The organism is Natronoarchaeum sp. GCM10025703 (assembly GCF_042661985.1).
Classification (GTDB): Archaea; Halobacteriota; Halobacteria; order Halobacteriales; family Natronoarchaeaceae; genus Natranaeroarchaeum.
Genome location: NZ_JBHSZF010000001.1, coordinates 290,221 through 311,202, shown reverse-complemented (window position 1 = coordinate 311,202; position 20,982 = coordinate 290,221). Strand labels below are relative to the sequence as shown.

Here is a 20,982-nt window from a genome sequence, read left to right as displayed (position 1 = left end):
TCATCCGCCAGACAACTACCCCTAGATGACGATACCCCTCTCATCGATTTTGCAGGCGTCTACACTCGGGTTTACACTGTTCGGCTTCTGAACTGACGGATTCGACAGTCACTATCGCAGGAGCCGCCGTGCTGGTTTTTCTGATGGGGCTGTCAGCGTTTTTCTCCTCCTCGGAGATAGCCATGTTCTCGCTCCCGGATTATCGGACCGATGCTCTGGCTGACGAGGGGCGGCCGGGGGCGTCGACACTCAAACAGCTCAAAACCAATCCTCACCGGCTACTGGTGACGATTCTGGTCGGGAACAATCTGGTCAACATCGCGATGTCCTCGATCGCAACCGGCCTGCTGGCGATCTATTTCAGCCAGGGGGTGGCGGTTGCGGGTGCAACCTTTGGCATCACCGCTGTCGTCCTGCTGTTCGGTGAGAGTGCGCCAAAATCCTACGCGGTCGAGCACACCGAATCGTGGGCGCTCCGGATCGCTCGCCCGCTGAAACTATCGGGCTACGTACTCCTGCCGCTGGTGGTGACGTTCGATTTCCTCACCCGGCAAGTAAATCGACTCACCGGCGGGCAGGCGGCAATCGAGTCGGGGTACGTGACCCGCTCGGAGATCCAGGACATGATCGAGACCGGCGAGCGCGAAGGCGTCATCGAGGAGGAAGAACGCGAGATGCTTCAGCGGATCTTCCGGTTCAACAAATCCATCGCCAAGGAGGTGATGACGCCGCGGCTTGACATGACTGCGGTGCCGGTCGACGCCAGTATCGACGAGGCGATCCAGACCTGTGTCCAGAGCGGCCACGCTCGCGTCCCTGTCTACGAGGGGAGCCTCGACAACGTGATCGGCGTCGTCCACATCCGTAATCTGGTTCGGGACGTCAACTACGGGGAGACGGAGGCGTCGGAACTCGAACTCGACGATCTCATCAGCCCGACGCTACACGTCCCCGAATCGAAAAACGTCGACGAACTGCTGACCGAGATGCGCGAAGAGCGGATGCATATGGTGATCGTGATCGACGAGTTCGGTACTACGGAGGGCCTGATTACCATGGAGGACATGGTCGAGGAGATCGTCGGCGAAATCCTCGAAGGCGGCGAAGAAATGCCGATCGACTACCTCGAGGACGGCGCTGTCGTCCAGGGAGAGGTCAATATCCACGAGGTCAACGAGGCTCTGGAGATCGACCTCCCCGAGGGCGAGGAGTTCGAGACCGTTGCAGGCTTCGTGTTCAACCGTGCCGGGCGACTCGTCGAGGAGGGCGAGCAGATCGAGTACGACGGGATCCGGATCACTGTCGAGGAGGTCGAGAACACCCGCATCAAAAAGGCACTGCTGAAACAGGTCGAACGCGGTGAGGAGGAAGAACAGGAAGGCGTCGCCGACGTCGAGGACCTCTAGGCGCCCCGTCTACAGGAAGAAATCGACAGTCGAGAAGGCGCCGAAGCCGACGATAACTGCACCGACGAGCGACGCCACCCAGGCAAGCACGGTGTAGCCCATCTTGGACCCGCTGACGCCGCCGTCTCCTGCGGCGTAGCCGCTCCCGATGATCGAACTGACGATGATCTCGTTGAACGAGACGGGGATGCCAAAGAGAACTGCTGTCTGTGCGATGGCAAACGAGGGGATCAACGCCGCAATCGAGCGGCGCGGACCGAGCGAGGAGTAGTCCTGTGCGATCGCCTTGATCATCCGCGGCGCGCCGGTCCACGACCCGATCAGGAGGCCGATACCCCCACCGACGAGGATCGCCGTAATCGAGATACCCTGTGGCTCCAACAGGGGCAAGAGCGGGCCGATCGCGAGACCGACCTGACTGCCCCCGGCCGAGAAGGCGACGAGGCCGCCCATCACGAGCAGAAACCGACGCTGACCGCGATCCGCATCGATGCCCATCTCGCGGTAGAGCAGTCCTGCGCCGACGACGGCCAGACCGAGCGAAGCGATCGCCTGTCCTACCAGTCCCGGCCCGGTGAGCGACCGCCCGACCTCGGCCGCCAGCGTCGCTCCCTCACCGGACGGGCCCAGCACGACGAACTCGATGTTCGCGAGAATCAGGCCGACCAGTCCTGCCAGCAGGGGGACTGTATAGCGCTCCGCCAGCGACTCCCTGCGGAGTAGCTTCGCCGTGGTGAACGCGATACCGCCGCCGACGAAGGGTGTGAACACCCACAGCGTCGTGATTTCGGCGTACTTCGCCCACGCGGGGTCGCCCCCATCGCCAGACCGACGCCGACGACGGCGCCGGTGACAGTAAACGCGGTCGCTATGGGATACCCCGTAAACACGCCGATAGCCACGAGCGTCGCGGCGATGATCAGCGCGAGCGTCGCGGCAGTCGCCGTCAGCGTTACGTCGCCGGCGATCAGTTCCCGTCCGATCGCTTCGGAGACGTTCGCGCCCTGCAGGACTGCACCGCCGAAGCCGAGCAGTCCTACAAAGAATCCGGCTCGCATTACCGATACCGCGTTCGCACCAACCGCGGGTGCAAACGGGGTCGAGCCGCTCGATCCAGCACCGATTGCCCAGGCCATAAACAGGCTTGCCAGACACGCAATACCCAGCGTCGCCAGCGTCGCGGCGTCGACCATCTACCCCGGGCTTACCCGTGGGTAGTATAAGTGCTTACCGTACTGACGCTGTTCTCGCCGCGTAATCGAGTGTCCCGCTTCTTTGCTCTTCGATCCAAGGCACCACGACGTCCGCGAGTCGGTCGTGGGCCTCCTCGTAGCTCAGCGGCGAGGCCGAATCCCCGCGCTGGCCGCGATAGGAGCCGAACTGCGTGTGGTTCATCCCCGGGATCTCCTCGCTGGTCGTGGTTGGCGGGAGGCGGTCCTTGCTGGCGCGGTACGCCTCCCGGTCGAGCACCGTATCCGCGCTCCCAGTGACGCTCAGAACCGCCATCTCCCGGTCGCTCACGTCCTCGTTGCAGTAGGATGCGAACATGAGCAGGCCCGCGACTTCCTCGTCCGCGGCATACCCGCAGGCTGCGACGCCGCCCAGCGAGTGTCCGCCGACGACCCATGTCTCGATCTGTTCTTTGCCGGCCCGAATCTCGCCCGCGGCATCACTGTCGAGTAAGGCGATATTTAACGGCATCTCGGGGATGTACACCGTCGCGTTGGCCTCCGTAACGAGCGGGGACAACGACTCGTAGTAGGCGTTCGGTGCGACGCGTGCGCCGGGATAGAAGACGACGCCGACGTCCGACTCGGCGTCAGTCGGCGCGAGGACGGCGACGTCGCCCTCCGTCTCGATGGAGACGCGCGGATCGTCTTCTACCGACTGGATCGACGACTCGGAACCCTCGTAGGGTAGCGAGAGATAGACGACACCGCCGCCGAGTACGACGAGGAGGACCACGAGGACGGCTATCGCTCCCTGTTTCCACGAAACCATGCTGGATAGCGCGGTCCGAATCGACAAAAAGGGTGGCTATCGGTGTCCCGCAACCGGGGTGTTACGTCGTCGTTAGCTGTTGCGAACCGCGGACGCGCCGAGTTTGACCAGTCGATAGCCGGCATATGCGACCGAGAGGAAGACCGTCGCGGCGACGACGACGCCCGCCACGATAGCGGGGCCGCTCGCCGGTTCGGCCAGGTCCTGCTCGGAGTTACAGCTCTCACAGCCGCCGGAGCTACAGGACCCCCCTCGTGCCCGCCATCGTCGAGCAGGTCGATCGCCTCGCTGAGTTCCTGGCTCCCTTCGACAGTCGCCCGCTCGTCGAGGCGTGAGAGCTCTGGCCCATCGCCGGTGCTCCCGCCGTTCGTTGCCGGGTCGCTGACGCTCCCGCCGGTCGCCGACGTCTTGACGGGGTCGTCGAGGTCGTCACCGAGAGTCGGTTCCTCGTCGCCGAAGATCGTCGGAGCCTGTGATCGCAGCGTGTCGAGGCCCGCCTCGATCTGCTCTTGATCCTGATGCCCGACCGCGTACTCGGCCAGTTCGTCAGCCAACTCCTGTGCGCGCTCGGCGCGGGCCGTCTCGACGTTGGCTCTGACCGCATCGAACAGACACCGGCCGAGCCAGTGTTCGAAGATCGGGTTGTCGTATTCGGCCTCCAGTGCTCTGAGCCGTTCTAGCTTCTCCTCGCCAGCCTCGACCTCGGCGTCGTACAACGAGGCGCGGGCGGAGTAGAAGGTCGCGACCGCCGCCCAGGTTGCGCTCGTGGGGGTATCGAGACGCTCGTGATACTCGTTCGTCTTCCCGGCCCAGTGCTCGATGCGGCCGTAATCGGCAGCTCGAAGCTGATCCGGGTCACGTTTGCGGCCGCGATCGGGAGCCATCTGACGATCTCCGCTTCGACGGCGGGATACTGCTGGGCGAGGGTCTCGATCCGTGCGATCCGACGCTCGATCGACTCGACGTCTTCCTGTGCGGCGTCGGTGTTGGTTCGCCCGGCAAGCACGCCCGCAAGCCCGACTGCGACATCGCCGTCGGGATGCGAACTGTACAGCGTCTCGGCACGTGAGAGGAAATCAGTGTCGTCGCCGCCGAGATACCGCTCGGCGTGGGCGTAGCCGCGCATGACTGCGGCCGCGACGTCTGTCTCCTCGTGGTTCTCGTAGAGGGCTTCGAGTCGGTCGAGCAACGGTTCGATCCGCTCGGGCTCCTCGGCCTTGCCGTAGGCGTGGATCGTCCCCGCGGTCGCCCGCGCCAGGGGTGCGGCAATGGTCGGCTCCGGCCGCTCCGCGTACAGCGTTTCGATCTCCTCGCGGTGGCTCTCGATCCGGCCCGGATCGATCCCCGTCTCGTAGACGCCATCCCGGTCGTGGACCGCCGTCGCGTTCGCTCGCGCAATAGCGAGGTGGATGTCGACGTCGGCGTCCGGGTGTTCCTGATGAAGCCGGTCGAGACGCTAGCATCGTCTCTTCCTCGTCGAACTCCCCGCGGCTCCCGTAGGCATCAGCCAGTGCGACGAGCGCGTCGACCAGTCGCGCTCGCTCGTCGTCGTCTACCGTCTCCACCGGCGGGTCCTCGAAGGCACCGATCTGCTCTTCGAGTTCGCCCACCGTCCGGGTATCACTGTCAAACATCGATCTCTCCGAATGCGTTCGCTCTACTCACACGTAAAAACACGCTTCTCGGTTCGTTCGACCGGCTCCACACCTTTTTTATCGGAGGTGCCAGTGGTGGCAGTGCAAAACGGAGATCCGCACTGCTCTCGGAGGCAGTTCGTCGGGCCGTCGTTCGTTCGGATCGCCGATAGTTCTTTTCCGGTCTCTTCCGTACGCCCCGTCATGGAGAAAGTCCGCATCGACGACGTCGAGGACGAACTCAGCCCGCTTGGCGTCCACAGCGTCCGAAAACCGGTCTCCGCCGTGCTCGGAGCGACGGAGTTCGCGATGAACTACTTCGAACTGGAGCCAGGCGAATCGTTTTCGGGTGGCCTGCACACTCATCACGATCAGGAGGAGGTGTTCTACGTCGAGGAAGGGACGGCGACGTTCGACGTGGGCATCGAGCGCGAGTCGGTCGAGGTGGCGGCCGACGAACTCATCCGGTTCCCGCCGGGAGAGTTCCAGGAGGGGTACAACGATGGCTCGGAGACCGTCGTCGGGTGGGCTATCGGCGCGCCCGGTGCGAGCCACGACTGGGACGCCCTGCAGTCCCGGATCTACTGTCCGGAGTGCGAGGAGGAGACGACGCAGGATACGACGATGGTCGACGGGACGTTCCAGTTCACCTGCACGGAGTGTGGGGCGGAACAGCCCAGAGTCGCTCGGCGACGTCTTCGGCGAAGTAGGTGATAATCAGGTCCGCGCCGGCCCGTTTGATCGAGATGAGCGACTCCAGCGCGGTCGCTTCGAGCTCTGCCAGCCCTGCTCGGCGGCGGCGTGCAACATCGCGTACTCGCCGCTGACGTTGTAGGCGGCGACGGGCCGGTCGAACTCCCGGTCGACGTTCCCGACGATATCGAGATACGGGAGTGCGGGCTTGACCATCAGGACGTCCGCACCCTGCTCGACGTCGAGTGAGACCTCGCGGAGCGCCTCCTCGCCGTTTGCGGGATCCATCTGGTAGTGTCGGCGGTCGCCGAAGGCGGGCGCGCCGTCTGCGGCATCCCGGAACGGCCCGTAGAAACTGCTCTCGTACTTCGCGGCATAGCTCATGATCGGCATGTCCTCGAACGCCGCGGCGTCGAGGCCCTCCCGGATCGCTCCGACCATCCCGTCCATCATGCCGCTTGGGGCGATCATGTCCGCGCCGGCCTCGGCCTGCGAGACGGCGATGCGGTCGAGCAGGTCCAGTGTCTCGTCGTTGTCGACCGTGAGTCGGGGGTTCTCGGCGGCGTCGTCTTCGAGCACGCCACAGTGGCCGTGGTCGGTGTACTCACAGAGACAGAGATCCGTAATCACGTAGGCATCGGTTTCGGCCGTAATGCGTCGCGTTGCCTCCTGGATCACGCCGTCCTCGGCCCATGCCCGTGTCCCACGAGCGTCTTTCGACTCGGGAATCCCGAAGAGGATGACGGCCTCGACGCCCGTTTCGAGCACCTCCTCGACCCGGTCGACGGCGTCGTCGACCGGGACGCGCTCGTGGCCCGGCATGGTGTCGATCGGCACCCGCTCGTCGGTCGTCGCGTCCACGAACACCGGCGCGATCAGGTCGCTCGCCCGGAGTTCGGTCTCACGGACGAGTTCGCGAACCCCGTCTCGCCGAAGCCGGCGGGGGCGGTCTGTCAGGTCCATATCTACGATTGGATCGGCCACCGCAAAATCCCATCGTTCGTCGCGTCGTCGCCGCACCTCTTGGAGCCGTTACTCGGCGTCGACAGCGTCCCCGTCGAGGTAGGGTTCACAGACGCGTTCGACGCCCTCCTCGAAGCCGATCCGGGGGTGCCAGCCCGTCGCGTCGCGGATCTTCGACGCATCGGCACAGGTGTCGTGAACGTAGTTCTCGATGGGAATCGGTTCGTACTCCGGGTCGACGTCGGTCCCCAGCGTCTCGTTGATGAGGTCGACCATCTCGTTGAAGGAGTAGGTCTCGCCGGTCCCGAGGTTGTAGACGCCCGCTAACTCGTTGTCTGCGGCGAGTTCGATGCCCCGAACGACGTCCTCGACGTGGGTAAAATCGCGCGTCTGACTCCCGTCGCCCCACAGCACGGGCGGGGTGCCGTCCGCGACCTTCTCGGTGAACTGCGAGACCGTGTTCGCGTACTCGCCTTTGTGCGCTTCGGCTCCGCCGTAGCCCTCGTACACCGAGAAAAACCGCAGGCCAGCCAGTGTTACGTCGTCGTAGAAGTTCCCGTAGTACTCGGCGTAGCGCTCCCGGCCCAGCATCGAGGCGTCGTAGCCAGTCGCGGCTTCGATGGAGATGTCCTCGGGCGTGGGTTCAGTTCGGCTCCCGTAGATCGACGACGTCGACGCGTAGACGAACGTCCGACAGCCGTCGTCGTACGCCTGCTCGACGACGTTGACGAACCCCTCGACGTTGACTCGGGCTCCGTGCCTCGGGTTTTCTTCGAGTTGCTGGCGACTCGACAACGCCGCCAGGTGGAAGACGACGTCGACGTCGGTCGGCAGGTCCTCGTCCAGCACGTCAGCTCGACGTACTCGACATCGTCGTCGAGGTTCGCTTCTGTCCCGAGGAAGCCGTTATCCAGTGCGATCACGTCGTTGTGCTCGGCGAGCGAGTTCGCCAGGTTCAGAACCGATAAATCCCGCTCCGCCGGTCACGAGCACACGAGCATTCTGCATACTGGCCGGTTCGCCGCTACGGCGTAAAACAATTACTGGATCGCTGGCCGCGTCGCGACGCTACTCATCCGTGGACGGCTGCCACGGAGTCCCGTCCGTGACCGGTGACGCGTCCTGCGACTGGGGGGCGTTGTGGTATAGCTGTTCAGCTGTACGATCGTCTTCTGTATGTCGTACCGCTCGATGGCAGACCTGGTCTCCCAGGCCGACGTGAGCGCGCTCTCGATTGCTGTCGCCATCTCGTCGCAGTCGCCGTACGGGAACCGCGCTCCGTTGTCGGAGCCGATCGTTCGGTCGAACGGCGGAACGTCGGCGGCGACGACGGGCGTCCCGCAGGCGTTCGCTTCGAGCGTCGAGAGGCCGAGCGTGTCGGCGGTCGAGGCCGTTACGAACGCATCGATCGAGGAGTAAAACGTCGGTAGCTCCTCTCTCGGCAGGAAATCACGGAACTCGACGTTGTCGGGCGCGGTCGCTTCGAGCGGCTCACGGCGTGGCCCCTCGCCGACGATGACGAACTCGTACTCCGGGCAGTCCTCGGCGACGCGCACGATCTCGCTCACGTTCTTCTCCATGCTAAGCCGGCCACTGTACCCGATTACCGTCCGGTCCGGGTCCGGATACCAGTCCTCCTCTGTCGGCGCGAAGAAATCCATGTCGATCCCGACGGGCAACTGGACGTGCTCGACCGTCCGTTCGATCTGCCCGGTCGAGGTCGTCACGATGTCGAAACTCTCCAGCAGTGTGTTCTCCCAGGGCACGTAGATCGATCCGAGCAGGCTCGCCACCGAGGCGAGTTTGATGCTCTGCTGGAAGTACTCCTCGATTGGGGTGTGGTGGGTGTAGATGGCCGGGAGATCCTGTTTCCAGGCGTAATACCGGCCGAGCAGCCCCACGGTCGCCGGGCCGTGACAGTGGACGATATCCAGTTCCGGTAACGTCGATGGCCGTCTCAGCAGTGGGATGCGATAGCCCGAATAAAACGGGTTCGGCATCGACCTGACCGGAACCTCCCGCTCGTCGGGGTCGTAGTCCCCGTCGGGATAGATCACGTACACCTCGTGACCGGCCGCCTCCAGTTCCTCCCGCCAGAGGTCGATCGTATACGTCACACCGTCGATTTCGGGAAAGTAACTGTCGGTGAAAAATCCGATTTTCATTTAGCACACCTCCTCGTATAGCTGTTCGTACCGTCCCGCTACTGCCGACAGCGAGAACGCCTCGCTCCGCTCGGCAGCGTTCGCACCCAGGCGCTCGCGCCGTTCCGGCGCGCGAAGTCGTTCGAGCGCGTCGACGAACCCCTCCTCTTCGCCGACTTTTATACTGTTCTCGCCGTCGTCGAGCCACGAGAACGTCTCGATATCCCGGACGACGACCGGTTTGCTGGCCGTCATCGCCTCCAGTAGTGCGATCCCCTCGTTCTCTTCGTGCGTCGGGAAAAAGAAGATATCGCCCGCTGCGTAGGCTCCGCGGATATCGTCGACGTAGCCCGTGAACGTGCAGTTCGGTGGCGCGCCGTCGATCAGCGACGTCGTCGAGCGACCCTTCAGGGACCGATCGATCGGCCCGAACCAGACGAAGTCAATGTCGGGGAGCCGACGCGCCGTCTCGACGAACGTTTCTAGTCCCTTCCGCTTGATGACGTGCCCGACCAGGAAGACGACCGGTGACTCCAGATCGTACCGCTCCCGGTACCGCTCGGACAGGGACTCGTAGCCGTCCAGTTTCTCGCGGTCGACGCCGTTCGAGATGACAGTCGTGGGGACATCGGCGTACGTCTCGATCAACCCCCGGTTGTACTCCGAGGGGCAGACGAGAGCGTCTGCAAGCCCGTAGGCTCGTTCCAGATACGGGCGCAGTGGCTTTGCGAGCGCGTTCGTGAACCGAAAGCTATCGCCGAAGTCCTCCGCGGTGACGTGGGTATGCGCGACTACCGGAACGCCCTGAGAGCGTGCGCGTCTGGCGTACCAGACCGACCGCGGGCCCATGAGGTTGCAGTGGAACACGTCCGCGTCGAGCGTCGGTTCGGTCGTATACTCCAGGCCGATCCGATCCAGCATTTTCCGCTGGTTCTTGACTGACTCGCTAATCCCGCCGGTAACGGCGTCTCCGAACTCGAAGTAGTGGCTGATCTTCATTCGACGACGAGCCACGGTGTCTCCATCAACGGTGGTATATGAGTCTCGATGTGGTGCTCCCAGACGCCCTCTTCGCCGAACGCTTCCCCGTGGTCGGAGACGACGACCACGCGCCCGTCTAGTTCGTCGATCAGGTCGGCGACCGATTCGAGCGCGATCCGCAGGTTCTCTTCGTGCAGGGCCATCGCAGTCGTGCGGGTGCCGTCACGGACCAGGTCGACCGGGTCGAGTTCGAGCCAGAGGCCAGCTTTCTGGGCCAACTCGCTGCCTTCGAGACGCTCCTCGACTCTGGGCCGGAGCGAATCGGCCATCGACGAGAGCGCTCCACCATCCTCGTCGTCGTCTTCCTCGTCCTGTCGGTTGATTCCCTTCCGGATCTGTTTGAGTTTCTGTCCTTTGCCGCGAGAGAGATAGGGCGCATGTGGCTGCATGTAGTGTAGCACCGTCCGGTCGGCCGCCTCGGCGACGTCACGGTGCTCCCGGAAGGCGTCTGCCAGACTGTCCGGCGGCACCGTCCCGAGGTCGTCGTCCCAGCCGTCCTTCCAGACGTCGAACACGTTCGTGATATGTTCGTTCGCCGTCCACTCGTAGTCGCAGGACGCACCCCACTTGAGTTCGTTCAGCGGGATGCCCAGATCGTTGATGAACGGGTTGGACGAAAAGTACGCGATGTCGTGTGTGTCCGTAAACGTCTGGTAGGCCCACTCTGGTGTCGAAGAACCCTTGCTCCGGCGCTTCTCCAGTGTCCCATCGAGATACTCGTCGTACACCTTGCTGAACACGTCGAACCGACACGCGTCGAGCACGATGCAGTAATCCCAGTCCGACTCCAGAAACTGCTGATCCTTCATTAGCTAACTCTCCTTTCATCCACTATGATACACTTTTTGATCCGAGGATCGGTTCGACGGCTCGCGTATACCATGGGTTTCAAGCGTTCCGTCCCGATAGTGCGTCCATGGCCGTTCAACGCCGACGTGCGCTCGTCCTGGGTTTCAGCGGTGCCCTCGTGGTGTTCGTCGGCCTGTTTCTCGTCGTTGGTCTCGGTGACGTCGTCGACGCACTGTCCACGGCTGACCTTCCCTACGTTCTTGCAACGTTCGCGCTCGGCTTCTGCTGGCTGGCCGCCTGGAGTCTGATGCTCCGGACGGTTATGGGGACGCTCGATGTCGACCTCTCCGCTGGGAGCTCCTTTCTGCTCTACGCCGGATCCGTCTTCGCGAACAACGTCACGCCGTTCGGACAGGCGGGTGGCGAGCCGATTGCCGCCCTGCTCGTCTCGAAAACGACTGACGCGCGCTACGAGACCGGTCTCGCCGGTATCGCCACGATCGACGTCTGCAACGTGTTCCCGTCCGTCTTGCTGGCGCTGGTCGGCGTCGGCTACTACGGAACGACTGCGACGATCGTCGACGAGGTCGAAGTCGCGACTGCGTCGGCGCTCGCCGTCGTCGTCGGTATCGTCCTCACCGCGCCGCTCGTCTGGCGCGCCCGAGAGGCGGTCGTCGACCGGGTGCCGCGGACCATCGGTGCGCTCGCATCGCGTCTGACCGCGGGACGCGTCGACGGTAACGTGCTCGCTGCGGCGCTGACCGAACGCCTCGAGGTGTTCGTCGAGAACCTTCGTCTGATCGCGGGCGACCGACGCCGGCTTGCCGTCGTCTTCGGACTGTCGCTTCTGGGCTGGCTCCTCCAGGTCGTCGCGCTTCTCGCGGCCTTTGCCGCGGTGGGCCACACCATCCCGGTCGCGGTGGCGTGTTTCGCGATTCCGCTGGCGAACCTCGCCGGAATGGCACCGTTCCCGGGCGGCCTCGGCAGCATCGAGGCCGCCTACGTCGCCCTGCTTTTCCCGACTACCGGCGTTCCCGTCGCTACGATCACTGCTGCCGTTCTCGTCTTCCGCGGGGCGGTCTACTGGTCGCCGATCGTGATCGGCGGGAGCGCCACGGCGATACTGGGCGCTCGGTCGACCGCGTGAGTCCATCTCAATCATCGACCTCCGAGGGCAGACTGGTCTCGTCGAGAGAGCGGTTCGTACCGGAGTCCCTATCGACGCGCTCGACGATCCAGGAGGCGGTGACGACACACCAGGTTCCGAGCGCCACGCCCGCGACGACGTCCGAGACCCAGTGGATGCCAAGCACCATCGTCGAGAGCACGACGCTCGTCGAGACGAACACGGCGATTTTGAACCACCGGGGATACGCGCGACGCGTCTGCCAGGCGAACAGCAACACGATGATCGCCATCGAGGTGTGTAGCGAGGGGAACACGTCGGAACCGTCGGAGACTGCGGCCGTAAGCTCCTGCGTCTCCGGGTACAACTGATACATCGTTCCGTCGACGTGCTCGCTGATCCAGTTGCGTGGCCCGTACGCGATGAACACCGAGTAGCTGATTGCGCCGATGGCGTAGTTGAGCACGTAGGCGATAAACAGCTTCTTGAGGTGGTTCTGTGACGGCAACAGGAAGTAGAGCACGATCGGGACGAGCAACAGGTACGGAAAGCCGAACATGTACATCACGGAGAAGAACCCGTAGGTGGCGTCCGGGACAAGGTTCTGGAGATGGGCAACGAACAGCCCTTCGACGGCATAGAGCGTGTCCGTGATGTTCCAGTCGATGGTTTCCGAGAGCATCAAACTGAGGTCGTTGGTCACCATCTTGAGCAGGAAAAAGACCGCGGCGACCGCTACGTACGGCGCGATTTCGGTTGCCCTGCGGCGCAGGTCGCCGCTGGCTCGTTCGAGTTGGTCGATGCTGGTACACAGTACACACGTCGTCAGCAGGGCGATACCGACGCCCAGGCCAGTGACGGCGACGACGGTAAGCAAAGTCATGGAACCGACCCTCGCTGTCTATGGAGGTAGGTCGGTTTCGTCTCGTGAGATATCGCGGGGATCATCTGTACCGTTATTGATACCAATTTCGGCAAACGGAATTAGTTTGTCGGTCCTACCACCGCCGGCACTGTTCGATCCTGCTACTGCCTTCGCCTACTCGACCGATCCGCGCCCACTGGTACGAACGTCTGGAAGGTTTAAAGAGACCGGGCGCCTTCGATTCGAGTATGAGTCAGGCCACCAAAATCGTCGTCGGAACGATCGGCATCACGGGCGTACTTACTATCGTACTGATCCTGCAGACACTGCTCGCCTGATGTTTCAGGCCCGCGAACTCCCTGCTGATCTGGAAGCGATCCGCGAGGAGCACGCCCCGGATGCGATCGTGCTCGACGCCGCATCGGATTTCGAGATGCTTCCGCCGGCACAGGCCGAGGATCTGGGGTTGCTCGTCGACACGCTCGATCCCCACACCTATCCCTCGGAATGGCTGCCGGAGGACGCCCCGGCGCTCCTCAGTCGGTACGCCAGCAGCGACTTTACGATCGGGATGCCCGGCGACGCAGCGTCGCGTGGACGCGCCAGACTGACCCACCAGTCGTGATCATCAAGCCGCGCGTCGAAGGTTCGCCCGACGACTTCGTCGACTTCCTGATCGCCGAGGCGCTCGTCGAGGTCGGCCTTGACGTCCCCGAACAGTTCATCGGCTTCTTCGAGGACCAGTACCGCGACCTCGACGCGGCAGTCGAACTCGACCCCAACAGCACCTATCAGATCGCCGCCGCACTGTACGACGCATGGCTCGGTCTGCACACGCGAGACGTCTTCGCCGACTGGCTCGACACCCGGCCACGGCTTGGCGAGGCGTGGCAGGACGCCGGCGAGCGTATCGAAGGACGGCTTGCCGACGTGCCCGGCGCAATGGCTCGCGGTGAGACCGATTTCGCCGATGCGACCGAACTCGCCTGTAGCTCTCTCAAACACGCCCTGGAGCTACCCGCGCCGTTCACTGCCCTGGACACGGAGATGTATCGGGACCGGGGCCCGGACTACGCAGTCACGTGGGCCGAGAAGACGTTCGAAACCGCTAGAGTACAGCGTTCTCAGAACTCGACGGTCGTTTCGCCGTCCTCGTTCAGATCGATGACGCCCTCGAACTGCTCGCGGTAGTCTCCGAGCACCTCCTCGGGATGCACCTCCTTCGAGAGATGGAATAGTCCGACCGCATCGTGGTCTTCCAGCAGATCCAGCAGTCGACCGACCGCCTCTTTCGCCGGGTCCTCGCCGGCGTAGTAGGCCAGTTCGGTGATCGAGTCGAGCGTGATCCGGAGTTTGCCGTCGTGTGATTCGAGGAACCGCTCGGCCTGCTCGACGATTCCGTCCAGGTCGTCCGGCGCACCGACGTAGTGGACCGACTCGCCGGTCCGCCGGGAGTAGCCCCGCTCGACGCTCAGCGTGTCGAGAATCTCGGCGCTGTCTTCGTCGACGTCGTAGTAGTCGAGTTTCTGCTTGACCTCTCGGGCGGTCGTCCGGGTCGAGATGACGAGGAAGTGATCCGTATCAGTTTTCAGAAAATCGGTGTCGATCCGATCGGTCTCGCCGGTGCTCGGGTGGAGCAACAGTACGCCGGTTCCGCCGGGGATTGTCTCCGGCGCCCCGTCGACTGCGAGCGCATAATCCATACATGTCGAAAACTGGTGAAAGGTATTAAGCCTGCGGGTCACGGCGGTCTGGCGGAAGACCGCATTGCGGCGCGACGAGTGCTGGTGGATCGGTCTCGCCTGCCGGCTCGACATGACGGCCGATGAGCAAACCTCATCGAGCCCTGTCTCGCCTACCGGCTCGACAGGATCTCTTCCCCTTCCAGCACGTCCTGCAGTTCAGCCATCGTCTCGACGACGACATCGCAGGACGGCGCGACGGCTGATTTCGGCTCGAAGCCGATTGCCTGCCCGGCGACTTCGAGCATCGGCAGGTCGTTCGCGCCGTCGCCGACCGCGACGGTCTCGGCCATGTCGACGTCTTCGCGCTCGGCCAGATCCGCGAGGGCGTCGTCTTTGGTCCCCTCGATCAGCGGCCCTTCGACCGTGCCGGTGAGGACGCCATCCTCGACGGGGAGTCGGTTGGCGACTATTTCGTCGACCCCGACGCCCTCGCGTTCGAGCGCCCGTTCGACGCCTCGCTCGAACCCGCCGGTGAGGATGGCGGTGTAGACGCCCGCCTCGTTGAGTCGGCGGATCGTCTCGGCGGCCCCCTCGCGGAGGTAGACTTCGTCGAAGGCAGCGCTGGCCTTCTCGTCGGGGAGGTCTTCGAGGAGGGCGGCCCGGCGTCGCAGGCTCTCGGCGTACTCGATCTCGTTGTTCATCGCCCGGTTCGTGATCTCGTCCATCTCGTCTGCGACACCGTACTGATCCCCGAGCAGCACCGTCATCTCGGAGTCCGATAGCGTGCCGTCGAAGTCGAACGCGAGTACTGTCATTGCCCGCTCGTTGGGGTAGTGGGGTTGAAAAGGGCCCGATTTCGCTCGCCACGCTCGGCTCCATGAAGAAAGGGTTATGACTGCCCCGAGCAATCCCTCGTGCATGAAGGTACTCGTAACCGATCCGATCGCGGACGCCGGTCTCGACCGGATCCGTGAGGCAGGCCACGAGGTCGAAACGGCCTATGACGTCGAGGGCGACGAACTGCTCGCAGCGATCGCTGACGCCCATGGGCTGATCGTCCGCTCGGGGACCGAGGTGACCGAGGAGGTCTTCGACGCGGCCGAAGAACTCGTCATCGTCGGTCGGGCCGGTATCGGCGTCGACAACATCGACATCGACGCGGCCACCGACCACGGTGTCATCGTCGCCAACGCCCCGCAGGGCAACGTCCGCGCGGCGTCGGAACACTCCGTCGCGATGGCGTTTGCGACCGCTCGCTCGATCCCGCAGGCACACCAGCGCCTCAAGAACGGCGAGTGGGCAAAAAGCGACTATCTCGGCACCGAGGTCAACGGCAAGACTCTCGGCGTTGTCGGTCTGGGTCGTGTCGGCCAGGAAGTCGCGAAAAAGCTCTCCTCGCTCGGAATGGATCTCGTCGCATACGATCCATATATCGGCCAGGAGCGCGCCGAACAGATCGGCGCCGAACTCGTCGACCTCGACGAGTGTCTCGACCGTGCGGACCTGCTAACCGTTCACGTTCCCCTGACCGACGAGACGGCGAACCTGCTGAGCGACGACGAACTCGCGAAACTCGAAGACGGGTACCTCATCAACTGCGCCCGCGGTGGCGTCGTCGACGAGGCCGCACTCGCCCGCGCCGTGGACGACGGCGTCATGGCCGGCGCGGCGGTCGACGTCTTCGCCGACGAACCGGTCCAGCCGGACAACCCGCTGCTCGGCGTCGAGGACGTCATCGTCACGCCCCATCTCGGTGCCAGCACCGAGGCCGCACAGGAGAACGTCGCGGTCTCGACGGCCGATCAGGTCATGGCCGCCTTCCGCGGTGAGCCGGTTATCAACGCGCTGAACGCCCCCTCGATCGACGAGAGCGCGTTCCCCCGCGTCGAGCCGTATCTCGACCTGGCCGACACCGCCGGCAAGGTCGCAGCACAGCTACTCGGCGATCGGATCTCCGAGATCGAGGTGAGCTACGAGGGCGAAATCGCCAACGAAGATGTCGATCTGGTCACCGCCAGCGCGCTGAAAGGCGTCTTCGCACCGCTCGAATGGCGCGTCAACGCTGTCAACGCCCCCAGCATTGCCGAGGAGCGCGGCATCGACGTCACCGAGTCGAAGACCCGCCAGTCCGAGGACTTCCAGAGTCTCGTCGGGGTCACCGTCCGCGATGGTGACGACGAGATTACCGTCGAGGGGACGCTCTTTGCTGGTGAGGACCCACGAATCGTCCGCATCGACGGCTACCGGGTCGACGCTATTCCGTTCGGCCACATGCTTGTCGCCCGGAACGACGACACGCCGGGCGTGATCGGCTACATCGGTAGCGTGCTCGGCGAACACGACGTCAACATCGCCGGGATGTTCAACGCTCGCGAGGCGATCGGCGGCGAGGCGCTGTCGGTCTACAATCTCGATCAGGGCATCCCGGACGAGGTCCGGCAGGATCTCGAAGACGACGACCGGATCATCGAGATCCGCCAGATCACGCTCGACGGCCGCGACGACTAACCGCGCCGTCTCCGTTTACGATCGGATGTATTTCTATTTGGTAGGAGCCGCCACTGTTTTACTGGTACAGTATGAATCGAGAAGAGACCTGGTTACATGGCCCGTTCTCCTGCGCCGATGACCGTACTACTCGTCGACCCGGTCGGCGAGCTCGGGCCGTTTTCGCGGACGCTCCACGAAACGGACGACACGATGACCCTCGAGACCGTCTCATCGACAGCGGAACTCGCCTCGACGTCGGTCGAGCCGGACTGTCTCGTCGTTCTGGAACACGAAGAGGAGGGTATCGACGGTGCCGAGCAGATGCACGCCGCCCGCGAGCATCTGCGTGACGTACCGATCGTGGTTCTCGCGGTCGATCCGCGGGCCTACTACGCTCCAGGCGTCCTTTCCGCGGGTGCTGCCGACGTCATCTGTGTCGACTCGGACATCGCGGCCGGGATCGACCGCCCTGTGCCGACAGTCCGGCGGATCAGACACGCGGCGGGAATGGGTGAGTCGTTCCAGACCGACGGTGAACTGCTCCATTCCGTGATGAAATACCTGCCCCACCAGGTATTTATCAAAGACGATGTCGGTCGGATCGCAGCCATTAGCGACGTCTCTGTGCGGGAGCACAGGGCCTCCCGCGAGCAGTTGATCGGGATGACCGATTACGACCTGTTCGAGCCACAGACGGCGGCTGACCTCCGCGCCCAGGAAGAGGAGATCATGGCGGCCGGAGAGCCGATGATCAACAACGTCGAGCACTTCACCGACGAAGACGGGCGGGATCGATGGGTGAACACGACCAAAGCCCCGCGATACGACAGCGAGGGCGACGAGGTGGCCGGCATCATCGGGACGGCCAGAGACATCACCGACCAGAAGCGAAACGAGAAGATGATGAACGGTCTGCACGCCGCGAGCCGGAAACTCGTCTCGGCCAAGAGTATGGAGCGGATCGTCGAAACGGCGGTCGAAATCGCCGAGGAAATACCCGGTCTGCCCATGCTCGACGTCCTGCTCTCCGACGCCTCCGGCGGATCGTTGCGGCCCGTCGCGACCAGCCGTGACGGGGGTCGCCCCTCGATTTACGACCGGTACACACAGTGGTTCGACCGCGCTTACGAGACGGAGAGCTTGCAGTTCATCGTCCAGCTATCCGTGGCCGACCGCTCGGCCGTCGTCGGCTACACCGAGTCGGAGCGGGCCGATAAAACCGACCCCATCGCCGTTGTACTCCCGCTCGGCGAGCACGGTGTGCTCGGGTTCGAGTCCACGAGCGACCCGCTCGACGAGTTCAGCATCGAGCTAATGAAGGTGCTCGCAGCGAACGTCGAGGCGGCGCTCGATCGGGTAGCGCGGGAGGACGCCATCCGCGAACGCGAGCGCGAACTCGAACGACAGAACGAGCGCTTAGAGGAGTTCGCGAGCATCGTCTCGCACGACCTTCGGAATCCGCTCTCGGTCGCACAGGGCTACGCTGAGATGTTCGACGAGGGCGACGAGAGCGGCCACCAGGTCCAGTGGGCGCTCGACCGGATGGAACGGCTCACCGACGAACTCCTGGCGCTCGCCCGCCAGGGGCAGATCGTCGGTAACACCGAAACGGTCTCACTGCGCTCGCTGATCGAGCGCGCCTGGCAGAGCGTCGATACCGGCGACGCGATGCTCGACGTCCGAGCCGATCTGGCTTTCGAGGCCGACCCTGGCCGGACCGCGGAGCTGTTCGAGAACCTGCTCAAAAACAGCGTGGAGCATGGCTCCACGAACAGTCGGTCGCAGACCGACGACAGCGTCGAGCATGTCTCGACGAGTACCGCCGACGCGGTGCGGATCACCGCCGGGACGGTCGCCGACGGCTTCTACGTCGAGGACGACGGTCCCGGCATTCCGGATGACCGGAAGCCACTGGTCTTCGATCAGGGATACTCCGGCGAGGACGGCACCGGGTTCGGACTGTACATCGTCGAGACGCTCGCCGAGGCCCACGAGTGGTCGGTGACGGGCACCGATGCGGAACACGCTCCGAGCGGTGCTCGCTTCGAGTTCACAGGGGTGGTACCCCGATGACTGATTCGCTCGAACCGATCGAGGTTCTGTTAGTCGACCCCGCCGAGAGCCTCGGACAGGCCGAACGGGCGCTTGCTGCCGTCGACGACGACATCACCATCTCGTCGGTCGCAACTCCGGATGCGATCGGTGATCACGCTCCCGATGCTGTGGTCGTCTCTCACGACCCCGCTGGTGACGTCGACGGGCGGACCCAGACCGCGCTGGTCCGCCTTCGACTGCCGGATACTCCGGTGATCGTCGTCGCTGACGATCCCTCCCAGACGTTCGTCTCGGAGGCGTTCGACAACGGGGCGGCGGACGTCATCTCGCTGCCGCCGACGGCGACCACCGACGACGATGTCTCGGTTGCGGTTACGCGGCGGATCCGGTCCGCCACTGACACCGGCGGTGAGTTCGCCAGTCACAGCGAGCAACTCGACTCGCTGCTGGAGTATCTCCCCCATCAGGTGTTTATCAAGGACGACCGTGGCCGGATCGCCGAGGCCAGTGCTGCCGCGGCCGAGGAGTACGGACTCACCCGCGAGCAGATGATCGGCCTGACCGATCACGAACTGTTCACGCCCGAGTACGCACACGAACTCTGGCAGGAGGAGCTGGAGATCATGGAGACCGAGGAACCGGTGATCAACCGAACAGAACATTACTCGGACGCGACGGGACGTGACCAATGGATCAACATCACCAAAGCGCCCAGATACGACAGCGACGACGAGGTCGTCGGCCTCATCGGCACGTCCGTCGACGTCACCGAACGGATGCGACAAGAGAAGATGGTCAACGCGCTCCACGCCGCGAGTCGCGATCTGGTAAGCGCCGAGTCCCGCGAGGAGATCGCCGAGATCGTCGTCGATATCGCCGACGACATCTCAGACCTGCCCGTTGTTCAGGTCTCTCTCGCCGAGGAGGACAGCGTAGAGCCGGTCTGTTCGCAGACGAGAACGGACCAGCCGTCAGTCTTCGAGGACCAGGAGGAGTGGTTCGAGCGGGCCTTCGAGGCGGGTCGCTCCCAGTTCATTCACGCTCCAGCGGACGGCTCGTCGCCGGCAGTCAGGACCGAGTCCGAGCTAGACGATATCGAGGAGTTCGGCCCCCATATCGTTACGATCCCACTCGGGGACCACGGCGTGCTCGGTTTCGGCGCGACCGGCGAACCGTTGAACGAGTTCGGAGTCGACCTCGCGGACGTGCTGGCCGCGAACGTCGAGACGACACTGTCCCGGATGACACACGAGGAGGCGCTGCGCGCCCGCGAGCGCGAACTCGCCCGGCAGAACGAACGCCTCGAAGAGTTCGCCGGGATCGTCTCGCACGACATCCGAAACCCGCTCGCGGTCGCGAAAGGTTACCTCCCACAGACAGATGTCGACGAGGAGATCAGGACGGAGATCAGCCGCTCGCTCGACCGGATGAGCCATCTCACCGAGGAGCTACTGACCCTCGCCCGAAAGGGCCAGATCGTCGGCGAGACGGCTCCCGTCTCGCTCGAGAGCGCGGCCCAGACCGCTTGGCAGAGCGTCTCGACTGACGATGCCACACTGGAGATCGATGTAACCGACGACATCGTCGACGCCGACCGCGAACGGCTCGTCGAACTGCTGGAGAACCTGTTTCGGAACGCTGTCGAGCACGGCTCGACAAGCCCTGACTCACAGGCTCGTCAGGATAGCGTGGAGCATGGCTCCACGAACAGTCGGTCGCAGACCGACGACCCTGTCGAGCACGGCTCCACGAGCAATCAGTCAGCGACCGGCGAGCCGTCGGTCACCGTCACGGTCGGCACGACCGAGACTGGTTGGTACGTCGAGGACGACGGTCCCGGAATCCCGGCCGAGGAGAAAGCTCGCGTGTTCGACCAGGGGTTCACGACGGATACGGACGGTACCGGCTTCGGGCTTTATATTGTACAGACGCTTGTGGAGGCACACGGCTGGTCGGTATCGGTCGTCGACACCGAGCGCGAGGCGGGCGCACGCTTCGAAATCGACACTGCGAGGTGTAGACGGCCGAACGCACCGACTGTCGGCTGATCCGTCCCGCGAGTCGGCAGTTTTTTATCAGGCAGTGACAAT

At 63.9% G+C, this 20,982-nt stretch carries 15 protein-coding genes and 4 pseudogenes; 7 read left to right on the top strand and 12 right to left on the bottom strand.

Annotated features, from left to right (window positions below):
- The first annotated feature begins 92 nt into the window (after positions 1-92).
- The gene (locus ACFQH2_RS01700; protein ID WP_377076960.1) at positions 93-1,406 is read left to right on the top strand and encodes a hemolysin family protein; all 1,314 of its coding nucleotides are present in this window, start codon (positions 93-95) and stop codon (positions 1,404-1,406) included.
- 9 nt (positions 1,407-1,415) lie between these two features.
- Here the strand turns inward: ACFQH2_RS01700 and ACFQH2_RS01695 are convergent.
- The 4 genes and pseudogenes from ACFQH2_RS01695 to ACFQH2_RS01680 form a co-directional block, all read right to left on the bottom strand.
- A pseudogene (locus tag ACFQH2_RS01695) lies at positions 1,416-2,599 on the bottom strand (anion permease).
- Between the two features lie 34 nt (positions 2,600-2,633).
- Positions 2,634-3,407, bottom strand: a complete 774-nt coding sequence (locus ACFQH2_RS01690) for an alpha/beta hydrolase (protein ID WP_377056215.1) — start codon at positions 3,405-3,407, stop codon at positions 2,634-2,636.
- Positions 3,380-4,123 carry a hypothetical protein gene (locus ACFQH2_RS01685; protein WP_377076380.1) on the bottom strand — a complete coding sequence of 248 codons (744 nt, stop codon included), beginning with the start codon at positions 4,121-4,123 and terminating at the stop codon, positions 3,380-3,382. Before ACFQH2_RS01685 ends, ACFQH2_RS01690 begins: the two co-directional genes overlap by 28 nt.
- Positions 4,084-4,596, bottom strand: a complete 513-nt coding sequence (locus tag ACFQH2_RS01680; RefSeq protein WP_377076379.1) for a hypothetical protein — start codon at positions 4,594-4,596, stop codon at positions 4,084-4,086. Before ACFQH2_RS01680 ends, ACFQH2_RS01685 begins: the two co-directional genes overlap by 40 nt.
- Positions 4,597-5,245: 649 nt before the next feature.
- Between ACFQH2_RS01680 and ACFQH2_RS01675 the strand changes: the two genes are divergently transcribed.
- On the top strand, positions 5,246-5,755 hold the full coding sequence (locus ACFQH2_RS01675; RefSeq protein ID WP_377076378.1) for a cupin domain-containing protein: 510 nt from the start codon (positions 5,246-5,248) through the stop codon (positions 5,753-5,755).
- On the opposite strand, the pseudogene hemB reads toward ACFQH2_RS01675, so the two are convergent.
- The 5 genes and pseudogenes from hemB to ACFQH2_RS01650 all read right to left on the bottom strand — a co-directional run bounded on the left by hemB (position 5,688) and on the right by ACFQH2_RS01650 (position 10,691).
- A pseudogene (hemB, locus tag ACFQH2_RS01670) lies at positions 5,688-6,697 on the bottom strand (porphobilinogen synthase). The gene ACFQH2_RS01675 and the pseudogene hemB overlap by 68 nt on opposite strands.
- 69 nt (positions 6,698-6,766) lie before the next feature.
- Positions 6,767-7,558: pseudogene (locus ACFQH2_RS01665) on the bottom strand (NAD-dependent epimerase/dehydratase family protein); the annotation flags it as partial.
- Positions 7,559-7,737: 179 nt separating this feature from the next.
- On the bottom strand, positions 7,738-8,862 hold the full coding sequence (locus ACFQH2_RS01660) for a glycosyltransferase (protein WP_377076377.1): 1,125 nt from the start codon (positions 8,860-8,862) through the stop codon (positions 7,738-7,740).
- A complete protein-coding gene (locus ACFQH2_RS01655; RefSeq protein ID WP_377056203.1) occupies positions 8,863-9,840 on the bottom strand; it encodes a glycosyltransferase family 4 protein in 978 nt (325 codons plus the stop codon).
- Positions 9,837-10,691 carry a hypothetical protein gene (locus ACFQH2_RS01650; RefSeq protein ID WP_377056201.1) on the bottom strand — a complete coding sequence of 285 codons (855 nt, stop codon included), beginning with the start codon at positions 10,689-10,691 and terminating at the stop codon, positions 9,837-9,839. The genes ACFQH2_RS01655 and ACFQH2_RS01650 overlap by 4 nt, the downstream gene beginning before the upstream one ends.
- Positions 10,692-10,798: 107 nt before the next feature.
- On the opposite strand from ACFQH2_RS01650, the gene ACFQH2_RS01645 reads away from it, so the two are divergent.
- Positions 10,799-11,818 carry a lysylphosphatidylglycerol synthase transmembrane domain-containing protein gene (locus ACFQH2_RS01645; RefSeq protein ID WP_377056199.1) on the top strand — a complete coding sequence of 340 codons (1,020 nt, stop codon included), beginning with the start codon at positions 10,799-10,801 and terminating at the stop codon, positions 11,816-11,818.
- Positions 11,819-11,825: 7 nt separating this feature from the next.
- Here ACFQH2_RS01645 and ACFQH2_RS01640 read toward each other — a convergent pair whose 3' ends face one another.
- Positions 11,826-12,680 (bottom strand): phosphatase PAP2 family protein, encoded by an 855-nt coding sequence (locus ACFQH2_RS01640; RefSeq protein WP_377056197.1) that lies wholly within the window; start codon positions 12,678-12,680, stop codon positions 11,826-11,828.
- Between the two features lie 319 nt (positions 12,681-12,999).
- Between ACFQH2_RS01640 and ACFQH2_RS01635 the strand changes: the two are divergent.
- Positions 13,000-13,853: pseudogene (locus ACFQH2_RS01635) on the top strand (hypothetical protein).
- Here the strand turns inward: ACFQH2_RS01635 and ACFQH2_RS01630 are convergent.
- Positions 13,787-14,365 carry a DUF7090 family protein gene (locus tag ACFQH2_RS01630; protein WP_377056193.1) on the bottom strand — a complete coding sequence of 193 codons (579 nt, stop codon included), beginning with the start codon at positions 14,363-14,365 and terminating at the stop codon, positions 13,787-13,789. The pseudogene ACFQH2_RS01635 and the gene ACFQH2_RS01630 sit on opposite strands and share 67 nt — an antisense overlap.
- A gap of 152 nt (positions 14,366-14,517) precedes the next feature.
- Complete coding sequence (gene serB, locus ACFQH2_RS01625; RefSeq protein WP_377056191.1) at positions 14,518-15,162, bottom strand: phosphoserine phosphatase SerB; 645 nt, start codon at positions 15,160-15,162, stop codon at positions 14,518-14,520.
- Between the two features lie 103 nt (positions 15,163-15,265).
- Here serB and serA point away from each other — a divergent pair, with 103 nt between their 5' ends.
- The 3 genes from serA (at position 15,266) to ACFQH2_RS01610 (ending at position 20,940) form a co-directional block, all read left to right on the top strand.
- Positions 15,266-16,855 carry a phosphoglycerate dehydrogenase gene (serA, locus tag ACFQH2_RS01620; RefSeq protein ID WP_377056189.1) on the top strand — a complete coding sequence of 530 codons (1,590 nt, stop codon included), beginning with the start codon at positions 15,266-15,268 and terminating at the stop codon, positions 16,853-16,855.
- A 117-nt stretch (positions 16,856-16,972) separates the two neighbouring features.
- Positions 16,973-18,910 carry a PAS domain-containing protein gene (locus ACFQH2_RS01615; RefSeq protein ID WP_377056187.1) on the top strand — a complete coding sequence of 646 codons (1,938 nt, stop codon included), beginning with the start codon at positions 16,973-16,975 and terminating at the stop codon, positions 18,908-18,910.
- Positions 18,907-20,940 (top strand): ATP-binding protein, encoded by a 2,034-nt coding sequence (locus ACFQH2_RS01610; protein ID WP_377076376.1) that lies wholly within the window; start codon positions 18,907-18,909, stop codon positions 20,938-20,940. Before ACFQH2_RS01615 ends, ACFQH2_RS01610 begins: the two co-directional genes overlap by 4 nt.
- Positions 20,941-20,982: the final 42 nt, after the last annotated feature.